Raw genomic sequence first — 10,083 nt, forward strand, 5'->3', positions numbered from 1 at the left:
CGTGGATTCGAAGGGCCAGCTGCGCGGAGCGCGCCGACCGTCGCTGACCTGCGCGAACACCCCGTTGGCGGGGCGGGGCACGGGTGCCCGGAAGCTGCCACTACCGCCCGTCGTGGACCGCATTCCGGTGTGAGCGCACTCACCGTTTGGGCCGCTGCGGCCATCACCCGCCGGTCTGCGGCCGGCACGTTGGGTACAGACGATCTCGCCCCCGTTGAGACCGGCGCCACACCCGCCGGGGCCCGGGGGAGAGCGTCGGGCCCTGACGGGGACCGGCAGGCTCCCGCCGACGTTCAGCGAAGGTCGCCGAGCCGGCGGTGACGCAGGGCCCGCGCCGCGAGGCGGTCCGGCTCCGGCAACGCCGCCAGCCCGCCGAGCGCGGCACCCACCGCCCGTCCCAGCCGCGCGCAGAACGCCTCCGGCTCGTCCGCCGCGTCCGGCCGCTCCTCGACCACCTCGTCCACCAGCCCGACCTCCGCCAGGTGGCCCGCGCCGATGCCCTGGGAGCGGGCCAGCTCGGCGGCGTGCCCGCCGTCCCGGTGGACGATCGCGGACGCGCCCTCCGGTGGCAGTGGTGCCAGCCAGGCGTGCCCTGCGGCGAGCACCCGGTCGGCCGGGAGCAGCGCGAGTGCGCCGCCGCCCGAGCCCTGGCCGAGCAGCACCGCCAGGACGGGCGTGCGCAGCGCCAGCAGGGTGGTCAGGCAGTGCGCGATCTCGACCGCGATCCCGTCCAGCTCGGCCTGCGCGGACAGTTCGGCCCCGGCCGTGTCGACGACCGTGACCAGCGGCAGCCCCAGTTGCTCCGCCACCCGCGCGGTGCGCCGGACGGCCCGCAGGTCGGCGGCGGTGAACGGGCGCTCGTGCTCCGGGGTCTGCCGCTGCTGGCCGACCACCAGCACCGGCCGACCCCCGAGGACGGCGAGGGCGCGGACCAGTGCGCCGCCCCGCCCGCCGGGGGCGTCCAGCAGCACCAGTTCCTCGGCGGTGTGGCGCAGCAGCTCGCGGGTGCCCGGGCGGTCGGGGCGACGGGTGCGGCGGACGGAATCCCAGGCGTCGGGGTGTTCGGCGGCCCCGTCGGGAGCGGGAGAGGGGTCGGGGGTGCTGGTGCCGGCGGTGTCCGCGCGGCCCGGGGCGGGCGCGGTGGTGGCGAGGACGGCGAGCGTGCGGCGGACCAGCTCGCGCAGGTCCTCGGGCGGCACGACGGCGTCCACCAGGCCTCGTCCGGCGAGCGTCTCCGCCCGCTGTACGTCCGGGGGCAGTTCCACGCCGCGCAGTTCCTCGTACACGCGCGGGCCGAGGAAGCCGAGCCGGGCGCCCGGCTCGGCGAACACCAACTGGCCGAGCGTGCCCCAGGAGGCGAAGACCCCGCCCATGGTCGGGTTCCGTAGATAGGTGAGATAGGGGAGACCGGCCGCGCGGTGCGCCTGGACGGCGGCGGTGATCCGCAGCATGCAGAGGAAGGCCGACGACCCCTCCTGCATGCGCGTCCCGCCGGAGACGGGCAGGGCGAGCAGCGGCAGCCGCTCGGCGGTGGCGCGCTCGACGGCGCGGGTGATCCGCTCGGCGGTGGCCACGCCGATCGAGCCGCCGAGGAAGCCGAACTCGGAGGCGACCAGCGCCACCGGTCGCCCGCCGACCAGGCCCGCGCCGGTGAGGACGGCCTCGTCGAGACCGGTGCGTGCGCGGGCCCGGTCGAGCGAGGCGCGATAGCCGGGGTCGGCGGGCGGGCCCGCGGGCGGCTCGTCCCAGCCCTGGAAGCCGTCCGGGTCGACCAGCAGTCCGATCAGTTGCCGCGCGGTCAACGGTGCGCCCGTGCCCGTGGCCGGGTGGGCTCCCGTGCCCGTGCCCGTGCCCGCGCTCGTTTCCGTGTTCGTCCCCGTGTTCATGCCCACTCCGTCAGCGGTCGTTCCGGTCCGACATGATCCGTCACTCTATGCGGCGCGACTGGAGCGGGGAGCGAACGTGTGGAAGCTGTGAGGACGCCGGCAGCGGTCGGGTCGCTAGTTCGACGGCGGTCGACCCATGGGGTGTCCGGGCGGTTCGTGGACGGCGCCGGCCGGGCTCGGGTCGGGGCCGGGATACGACTCAAGTCGCTGGTCAGACAGGTGAGTTACCCGTCGGTTAATAGTTTGTCGCAGGCCTTCCGGAGTTGTCGGTGGCTGGTCACACTGGTGGACATGACCCGCACTCTACGCGCGTGGAAGACCCGCGCTGCCGCCGTCACCGCCGTCGCCCTGATGACCCTCGCGCCCGTCGCCGTCGCCACCGAGGCGCACGCCGACGTGAGCGGCACGGTGTGTCTGTCCGCCCTCCCGCCCGAGGCGACCGACACCCTCAACCTGATCGCCACCGACGGGCCGTTCCCGTACTCCCAGGACGGCGTCGTGTTCCAGAACAGGGAGCACGTCCTGCCCAGCCAGTCCAACGGCTACTACCACGAGTACACCGTCATCACGCCCGGCGCCCCGACCCGCGGCACCCGTCGGATCATCACCGGTCAGGCGGTCCAGGAGGACTACTACACCGGTGACCACTACGTGACGTTCTCGCTGATCGACCAGGGCTGCTGACACGCGCCCCACACCCCTTCCGGCCCCGGCGCACGTCTCCGCCGGGGCCGCCGGAACGCAGGGGCCGCCGGAACGACGGGCCCGGCGGATCGCCGAGAGGCGACCCCCGCCCGCCCCGGCGGCCCGCCGCGACCGGCCTCAGAGCTCGGACGGCCCCCAGGCGTCCACCACCAGCTCGTCCCCGACCCGCAGCGTGCCGGGCCGCAGCACCGCGAACTTGCTGCCGAACGCGACCCCGCCGACCGCCGCCCGGCGGTAGCCGGCCAGCGTCCGCAGCGGCTCCGGACCGGCCTTCGCGCCCGTCGACTGGTCGACCAGCGTCACCGAGCAGCGGATCGCGAGCTTGGCATAGGCCAACTCGGCGCCGCCCACGGTGATCCGGCGGGTCAGGTCCTCGGTGTGCGGTTCGTCCCAGCCGTCCACCACCAGGTTCGGGCGGAAGCGGTCCGCCGACAGGGGGAGTCCGCCGCTCAGCGCGTTGAAGCGATCCAGTGACGCGCGGGACAGCAGGTGCACCGCGCAGCTGTCGGCGTAGCCGGACGTGCCCGGTACCAGCCCGTCCGTCACCCGGTCGTGCTCCGGTGGCACCCGGACCAGCCGGCTGCGGACACCCAGCACTCCGGACAGCCAGCCGGCCACCTCCTCGCCCTGGTCGATCCCGAAGAACGGGGCGCCGAACAGCCGCACCGCTCGGCGCGGCCCCTCGGTGTCCACGGCGACGGCCACCGGCTCCACGCCCGGGGCGTCGAGGGTCAGCCGGCGGCCGTCCTCCCCGACCGCCGGGCGGACCGTGGCCAGCAGAGGGTCCCGGCGCTGGGAGCGGAACACCCCGTCCTCGTCCACCACCATGAACGCCCGGTCGTGGGCCAGCCCCGCCGGAGTCAGCTCCGCCCGCGCCACCTCGACCCCGGCACACCCCTTCACCGGGTAGTACCGCAACTCCACCACTTCGGCCATGGCCGCCCCCTCGACTCGCCGCAGCCCCGCGCGGGCCGCTCCGGACCCCTCGCGGAATCAACGCCTGCGTAGGGTAGTTGACCGCCGCCCGACCGCCCGCCCCCGGGATTGCTAGGGTCGGGACATGGCATCGAGCAGCGCGAACCCCCCGGGAAGGCTCCGGCGCGACGCCCAGCGCAACCGCGACCTGCTGCTCGCCGCCGCCCGCGGCATGTTCTCCCGGCACGGCCTCGACGTTCCGCTGGACCAGATCGCCAAGGAGGCCGGCGTCGGCAACGCCACCCTCTACCGCCACTTCCCGACCCGCGAGGCGCTGATCGGCGAGGTGTTCGCCGACGCCGCCGTCGGCCTGGCCGGGGCCGGCGAGGAAGCCCTCGCCGCCGAGGACGCCTGGACCGCCCTCGAACGCTACTTCGAGCGCATCTTCGAACTCGTCGCCGCCGACCGGGGCATCAACGACCTCGTCACCCAGGCCATCCCCACCATCCCCGGCATGATCGAGATCAGCCGCCGGAACGCCGCCACCGTCGGCGCCCTCATCGCCCGCGCCCAGGACCAGGGCACCATGCGGCGCGACGTGGTCACCATGGACCTGCTCTTCCTGCTCGGCCCGCTCTGCCGCGCCCTGCCCGCTACCACCGGCCTGCGCCCCGACCTCTGGCGCCGCTACCTCGCCCTGCTCCTCGACGGCTTCCGCGCCCAGGCCACCCACCCGCTGCCCGTCCCCCCGATCGGTGAGGAACACCTGGACCGGATGTTCGCCGACCTCTGGGAAGCCGAACCACCGGAGGCGTAGGCGCGCCGTTTCCCGCCGGGCAGCCGTCGGCCTTCACCTTCACCAGTGCAGCGCCGCGTTGATCCTTCGGGGGTTGCCGGTCCGATCCTCCTCGACCCCGGAAGCGGGCTACGACGCTCTCTGCCTTCTGCCCGAGGTGACCTCCGGCAGAGGCCCGGGTGCAGGTGGGTGAGCCGGCGCAGCCCGCGAACGCGGCGAACTCGTGGTCGGCGATCGTTCTTCTCGTCCTGCCCTACCGTCTGCGCGGCACGAGTCCGGTGTCGAAGGCGATGATCGCCAGGTGGACGCGGTCCCGAGCCTCGAGCTTGGCGAACAGACGCGCGACATGGGTCTTCGCCGTCGCCGCGCTGATCACCAGCCGCTCGGCTATCTCGGTGTTCGACAGTCCCTGTCCGACCAGTGCCAGCACCTCGCGCTCCCGGTCGGTGATCTCCGCGATGAGGCTCGAGTCCGCGGCGGGCTCGGCGTCCGGTTCGGGGGCCGCGGGGCCGGATGTTCCGGCGAAGTCCGCGATCAGCCGTCGGGTCACGCTCGGCGCGAGCAACGCCTCGCCGGCCGCCACCACGCGGATCGCGTCCAGGATCGCGTCCAGGGCCATGCTCTTGAGCAGGAATCCGCTGGCGCCGGCGCGCAGTGCGCCGTAGACGTACTCGTCGTCGTCGAAGGTCGTCAGCACCAGCACCTTGGGCGGGTCCGGTTCGGCGGTCGCCTGCCGGGTCGCCTCGATCCCGTCCATGCCCGGCATCCGGATGTCCATCACCACGACGTCCGGCCGCAGCTCACGTACCAGGCGCACCGCCTCGCGGCCGTCGCCGGCCTCGCCGACCACCTCCAGGTCGGCGGTGCTGCCGATCAGGATCCCGAGCCCGACCAGCATCAGCGGCTGGTCATCGACCAGCAGCACCCGCACGCTCATGCCGGGAGCCTCGCCGTCACCCGGAATCCGCCCTCCGGACACCGGCCCGCGCTGAACTGGCCGGACAGCAGCGACACCCGCTCGCGCATGCCGAGCAGGCCGAAGCCGCTCCCGCCGGCCGCGGAGTGCCTCGGACGGCCCGGCCCGCCGGAACCGTCGTCCCCATCGTCCACCACCTCGATCCTCACTCCTTCCGGCTCGTAACCGACCGCGACCCGGCACGTTCGCGCCCCGGAGTGCCGCACCACGTTGGTCACCGACTCCTGGATGATCCGGAATGCCGACAGTTCGATCTCCGGCGGCAGTGGACGCTGCTCGCCCTGCCAGGTCACGTGGACCCGCACCCCGGCGTCGGCCGTGCGTCCGGCGAGTAGCGGGACGTCGGCCAGGCTGCCGGCCGGCGCCAGCGGAGCGGCCTGCGGCATGGCGTCGTCCGGCTCGGCGCGGCGTAGCGCCCCGAGCATGCGCTGCAGCCCGAGCAGGGTCTCCCGGCTGGTGGTCTCGATGCCGCACAGCGCCTGCCGCGCCTGCTCGGGCTTGGTCTCCACGACCCGCGCCGCCGCTCCCGACAGCACCGTGATGATCCCGATGCTGTGCGCGACACTGTCGTGCAGTTCGCGGGCGATCCGCAGCCGCTCGGTCACGACGGCGCGGGCCGCCCTCTGCTCGTGCAGGGCTTCGAGGTACTCACGGCGTTTGCGATACACCCCCCCGAAGACCCACGCGACCGCGAACCACAACGCGAGCGCCCCGGCCCACTGGGCCGCGTCGCCGACGGACTGCCCGGGGGCGTGGATGTCGTAGACGAACACGGCCGCGACGCAGGCGACGGAGCCGACGGCGGCGGCAGCCTTCGGCCGCCGGGCGGCGAGGTACCCGCCCAAGGCGAAGAGCAGGACGAACATGACAACGGGCCGCGCGCCGAAGGCGTCGCCGAGGACTGATTCGCCCAGGATCACCGCGAAGACGGTCGCCGGCAGGCGGCGCACCAGCAGAACCGGAAGGGCGAGTACGACGCACAGACCCAGCATCTGGACGGGCTCGAGGCCGGGGAACCGGAACAGGCCGTACTCAGGGGCCGGCATCGTCAAGGGGAGCATCAGCGCGTAGAAGCAGGCGGTGGTCAGCACCACGGCCCGTGACGTCAGCCAGGTCACGCGCTTCGATGTCGAGAGACGCTGGAGAAGCTCTTCCATGCGGAGATCGTATTCAGTGGCGTCGGCTCTGCGCGTCGCCCCGGGGATGTACGCACCGGTACACCGCCGGGCCGATGGCCTGGGGAGAGGTGCATTCGCCAGCCGACGCGATGGATCATGGTCCGTTCCTAGGTTCATGGCCATGACGAATCCGCCGGTGATCGCTCTCCAGGGCGCGACAAAGGTGCAGCGCGCTTCGGTGGTCCTGGCACTGGCCGAGGGAATGTCGAACGCCGCCACGGGCCGTGCGGCAGGTGGACACCGTCCGCTCCTGGCGCAAGCGGTTCACCGCCGAGCGGCTGGCCGCGCTCGTCGACCGGCCCCGGCCGCTGGGGCGGCCCCGCTTGTCCGCCGAGGACAAGCTGCAGGTCATCGCCGCCGCGACCGCCCGACCGCCGGCCGGGCCGGCCGCCCCGGGCAGCACCTGCCGGGAGTTCGAGTACATCCACCACACCCCCGAACACGCCGCGCGGCGCGGCCAAGTCGAACTGTTCTTCTCCACCCTGACCCGGCGTCCACTGCGCCGCGGCCAGTTCGCCTCCCGCGACGAACTGGCCGCGGCCATCGACACCTTCGTCCTGGCCTTCGACGAACACGACGCCGGGCCCTACCGCTGGACCTGCGACGGCAGCCCGCTCAAAGCCGCATGAACCCCCGAAGGATCAACGCGGCGCTGTCCTAGGGCTGGAAGAGTACTTCCGGATTGTTCGGCGAGGGGCCGTCCAGCAGCGGACTGTGGATCCCCTTCAGCGTCTGGTCGAAGAACGCTGTCACGTACTCGCGGGTGATCGCCATCCCGCGTTCCGGGGAGAGGGGCGCCGTCGGGAACCCGGCCTGCTCCTGAAGCAGGTCCCCGTCGGAGAAGCTGAAGTGGTCGGCGCCGGTGACCGTCAGCCACTTCTTGTAGCCGCCGAGGGCGGCCCAGGCCCGGTCCCACACGATGCCGTCGCCGCTGCCGGGCGTGTGGCTGTCGGCGATACCCAGCATGAGGAACGGCCGGTCGATCTGGCCGGGCATCGGGACCGGGTGGAAGGTGCCGTCCATGTTCACTCCGGCCCGTACGCGCGGGTCGGCGATCATCGTGTCGGCGGCCGCCGCTCCGCCGAGGGAGTGTCCGGCCATGCCGATCTCGTGCTTGTCGATGAGGTGTGCCAGGGGCCACGCGGTATTGCCGTGCGTCAACTGGTCGATCACGAAGGACACGTCCCGCGCGCGGCTGACGGCTTCGGCGTCGAAGTCGATCCGCGTCGGGTCGTCGCAGATCGCGCACGGCGGCGTCTGGCCGTTCGCCAGCGTCTCGCCGCTGTCCTCGTAGGTGTGGCCGACGAGCGCGACGACGTAGCCGTGACTGGCCAGGTCGGTCGCGAGCGAGGTGAGCATCATGCGCGGGTTCTCGGACGCGGGTGAGAGGACCACCAGCGGATACTTGCCGCGCTGCGGCCGCGCGCCGTCGAAGGCGTGAGTGGTGACGCTGGAAAGGCTCTCCGGGGTGACGCCGGAGCTCGCCGGCATGTTCCGGCGCTGGATGATTCCGGCTGCCTCGGCGAGGGTCATGTAAGGGGCCGGAGTCCCGGTCCCGGGGACGGCCGGGTAGACCATCGTGACGGTCAGTTGGCGGGGACCGGATGACGGCACCCACGGGTCGGGACGGCTCGCGTCGGTGAGGTGGATGACGTCCTCGCCGGCGGCGTAGGGGCCGGTCGGCGCGGGGAGCGTGCCTTGGAAGGACCGCGTGGGCGCGGTGGCCGTGGCCGGTGCGGTGTCGAACGCGTGCGTGGTCACCGGTGTGGCCGACGGTGTGGTCGTGGCGGCGAACCCGGCGCCGGTTCCGGTGACGAGGGCGGCGAGCGTCAGCACCGCGACAGCGCTGATACGGCGATTGCGTTTCATGGGATCGACGCTAGGTTCCGCAGCTCCGTATCGAATCAGCCCATGGATGTAAGCATTCTGGTGTCGTTCGTAGCCCCCGCGAGGTAGGGGAGTCACCCGCCGGGAGTATGTCGTGCGGCGCGGGGTTCCCTTCGCCGGCATCGTCTAGCGCCACCTTCGTCCTGGCCTACGACGAACACGACGCCGGGCCCTACCGCAGAGCTGGCCGACCACCTGGAGGCGTACCGGACCGCGTTGTAGCGACCCCGGGGCATCAGGGACACGTACGGAACACCCGCGCGCGCGTCAGAGGCGTGTCAACGGGCACCGGAGGTGCGGCGCCGGCCCGCTTTGCTGGAGGACGACAGCACGGCACGGCGGTACGGACCGAGAGGCGGGGCGAACCATGGCGGACAGCGAGATATCCGGCGCGGACGAGGCGGCGGAGCGGGCCGACCGCGCGGGCCGGATCGTCGTCGGCGTCAGCGGCTCGCTCGGCAGCCTCGCCGCCCTCCACCACGCCGTCGCCGAAGCCCACCGCACCGACGCCGAGGTCCTCGCCCTCCTCTGCTGGACCTCACCCGGCGAGGAGATCGGCTACCGCCGCACCCCCTGCCCGGCCGCGATCACCGCCGGCCGCGACGCCGCCGTCGCCCGGCTCCGGCAAGCCCTCGACGAGGCCTTCGCCGGCCGCTACGCCGGAGTCCGGCTGCGCTGCCAGGCCGTCCGCGGCGACACCGGACACACCCTGGTCCGCTTCGCCGACCACCCCGACGACCTGCTCGTCCTCGGCGCCGGCAGCAGCCGCGGCTGCCTCTCCCGGGCGCTGCGCCCCTCCGTCACCGCCTACTGCGTCCGGCACGCGAGCTGCCCCGTCCTGGCCGTCCCCCGGCCTCCTCTGCAGCGCGACCTGGAGGCCATGGAACGCGGACACGGTCTGCGCTCCCTCGTCGCGGGGCGGTAGGCCGCGCGTTGTGCCCGCGGCGCCGTCCACCTACGACAGCCCGGTGGCCTCGGCGAGGACGGCGGCGGTCCGGCGGCCGGCGCGCAGCCGCGCTTCTGCGGTGGTGGGGAGGCAGCGGTCCGCCTCGGCGTCGTACACGGTCATGATGACGCCCGCATGGTCGGTGGCGGGTTCGAGAACCCGTACCGCCGACATCTGCTTCGTCAGAGCAGCGCTCAGTTGCCGGGTGTGCTCGATGTCCAGCACCCCGTCCTCCGTGCCGTGGACCAGCCAGAGCGGCACGGGCGAGGGCTGTTCGGCGAGCAGGCCGAGGGGGGCGTCCCCGGTGGTGATCGCCGGGCGGGCGTAGCTGGAGGCGATGCCGACGGCGGCGATGGGACGTTGCTCGGCGGGGGTGTCCGGGTGGGTGGCCACGGCTACGGCCTCCCGGCCGCCCAGTGACCAGCCGGCCAGGACCAGGCGGTCCGGGTCCCCGCCGTGCGCGGCGGCGGTGTGGCGGGCGTGGGCGAGCGAGGCGAGCAGTTCGGCGCGGCCGCCGTCCGGCCGGTCGGAGCGCCAGTCCGGGACGAGCACCAGCAGGCCGAGCCCGGCGGCCTCCCGGGCGAGCGGCCGCAGCACGTCGCGCTCGTCGGGGCCCCGGCCGTGCCACAGCAGTACGACGGGCGCGGGCCCGGCGGTGCCGGCGGGCGGGCGGTGCACGTCCATGAGCCGTCCGTCGGCGTACGGGATGGCCTCGGGTTGAGCGCTCGTCATGCGGGGTTCGCCTCCGGTTCGGTGCCTGATCACGGAGCTGGTACTGTACTTCTCGTCGCGAG

10 protein-coding genes are annotated in these 10,083 nt (G+C 73.5%); 4 read left to right on the forward strand and 6 right to left on the reverse strand.

Annotated elements, in window-relative coordinates:
* Nucleotides 1-293: 293 nt before the first annotated feature.
* Nucleotides 294-1,802 carry a carboxyl transferase domain-containing protein gene (locus ABT015_RS13530; RefSeq protein ID WP_350879080.1) on the reverse strand — a complete coding sequence of 503 codons (1,509 nt, stop codon included), beginning with the start codon at nucleotides 1,800-1,802 and terminating at the stop codon, nucleotides 294-296.
* Between the two features lie 375 nt (nucleotides 1,803-2,177).
* On the opposite strand from ABT015_RS13530, the gene ABT015_RS13535 reads away from it, so the two are divergent.
* Entirely contained in the window at nucleotides 2,178-2,570 is a 393-nt protein-coding gene (locus tag ABT015_RS13535) for a ribonuclease (protein ID WP_402449198.1), read from the forward strand.
* A gap of 138 nt (nucleotides 2,571-2,708) precedes the next feature.
* Here ABT015_RS13535 and ABT015_RS13540 read toward each other — a convergent pair whose 3' ends face one another.
* Nucleotides 2,709-3,527 (reverse strand): MOSC domain-containing protein, encoded by an 819-nt coding sequence (locus ABT015_RS13540; RefSeq protein ID WP_350879081.1) that lies wholly within the window; start codon nucleotides 3,525-3,527, stop codon nucleotides 2,709-2,711.
* 124 nt (nucleotides 3,528-3,651) lie between these two features.
* On the opposite strand from ABT015_RS13540, the gene ABT015_RS13545 reads away from it, so the two are divergent.
* A complete protein-coding gene (locus ABT015_RS13545) occupies nucleotides 3,652-4,323 on the forward strand; it encodes a TetR/AcrR family transcriptional regulator (protein WP_350879082.1) in 672 nt (223 codons plus the stop codon).
* A gap of 232 nt (nucleotides 4,324-4,555) precedes the next feature.
* Here ABT015_RS13545 and ABT015_RS13550 read toward each other — a convergent pair whose 3' ends face one another.
* Both ABT015_RS13550 and ABT015_RS13555 read right to left on the reverse strand, forming a co-directional pair.
* Nucleotides 4,556-5,239: a response regulator gene (locus tag ABT015_RS13550; protein ID WP_350879083.1), complete on the reverse strand. Its 684-nt coding sequence runs from the start codon at nucleotides 5,237-5,239 to the stop codon at nucleotides 4,556-4,558.
* The gene (locus ABT015_RS13555; protein ID WP_350879084.1) at nucleotides 5,236-6,435 is read right to left on the reverse strand and encodes a sensor histidine kinase; all 1,200 of its coding nucleotides are present in this window, start codon (nucleotides 6,433-6,435) and stop codon (nucleotides 5,236-5,238) included. Before ABT015_RS13555 ends, ABT015_RS13550 begins: the two co-directional genes overlap by 4 nt.
* 254 nt (nucleotides 6,436-6,689) lie before the next feature.
* Between ABT015_RS13555 and ABT015_RS13560 the strand changes: the two genes are divergently transcribed.
* Nucleotides 6,690-7,085, forward strand: a complete 396-nt coding sequence (locus tag ABT015_RS13560) for a helix-turn-helix domain-containing protein (protein WP_350879085.1) — start codon at nucleotides 6,690-6,692, stop codon at nucleotides 7,083-7,085.
* Nucleotides 7,086-7,113: 28 nt separating this feature from the next.
* On the opposite strand, the gene ABT015_RS13565 is transcribed toward ABT015_RS13560, so the two are convergent.
* Complete coding sequence (locus tag ABT015_RS13565) at nucleotides 7,114-8,421, reverse strand: alpha/beta hydrolase family protein (RefSeq protein WP_350879086.1); 1,308 nt, start codon at nucleotides 8,419-8,421, stop codon at nucleotides 7,114-7,116.
* A 289-nt stretch (nucleotides 8,422-8,710) separates the two neighbouring features.
* Here ABT015_RS13565 and ABT015_RS13570 point away from each other — a divergent pair, with 289 nt between their 5' ends.
* Nucleotides 8,711-9,268 (forward strand): universal stress protein, encoded by a 558-nt coding sequence (locus ABT015_RS13570; RefSeq protein WP_350879087.1) that lies wholly within the window; start codon nucleotides 8,711-8,713, stop codon nucleotides 9,266-9,268.
* A gap of 30 nt (nucleotides 9,269-9,298) precedes the next feature.
* Here the strand turns inward: ABT015_RS13570 and ABT015_RS13575 are convergent, their stop codons facing one another.
* Nucleotides 9,299-10,021 (reverse strand): alpha/beta hydrolase family protein, encoded by a 723-nt coding sequence (locus ABT015_RS13575; protein ID WP_350879088.1) that lies wholly within the window; start codon nucleotides 10,019-10,021, stop codon nucleotides 9,299-9,301.
* Nucleotides 10,022-10,083: the final 62 nt, after the last annotated feature.

It is taken from the genome of Kitasatospora sp. NPDC094016 (assembly GCF_040304045.1).
Lineage (GTDB): Bacteria > Actinomycetota > Actinomycetes > Streptomycetales > Streptomycetaceae > Kitasatospora.

Bases quoted from the DNA above. Each gene is read 5' to 3' on its own strand.
- ABT015_RS13535 (WP_402449198.1), top strand. From the start codon at position 2,178: ATGACCCGCACTCTACGCGCGTGGAAGACCCGCGCTGCCGCCGTCACC.
- ABT015_RS13540 (WP_350879081.1), bottom strand. From the start codon at position 3,527: ATGGCCGAAGTGGTGGAGTTGCGGTACTACCCGGTGAAGGGGTGTGCC.
- ABT015_RS13545 (WP_350879082.1), top strand. From the start codon at position 3,652: ATGGCATCGAGCAGCGCGAACCCCCCGGGAAGGCTCCGGCGCGACGCC.
- ABT015_RS13550 (WP_350879083.1), bottom strand. From the start codon at position 5,239: ATGAGCGTGCGGGTGCTGCTGGTCGATGACCAGCCGCTGATGCTGGTC.
- ABT015_RS13555 (WP_350879084.1), bottom strand. From the start codon at position 6,435: ATGGAAGAGCTTCTCCAGCGTCTCTCGACATCGAAGCGCGTGACCTGG.
- ABT015_RS13570 (WP_350879087.1), top strand. From the start codon at position 8,711: ATGGCGGACAGCGAGATATCCGGCGCGGACGAGGCGGCGGAGCGGGCC.
- ABT015_RS13575 (WP_350879088.1), bottom strand. From the start codon at position 10,021: ATGACGAGCGCTCAACCCGAGGCCATCCCGTACGCCGACGGACGGCTC.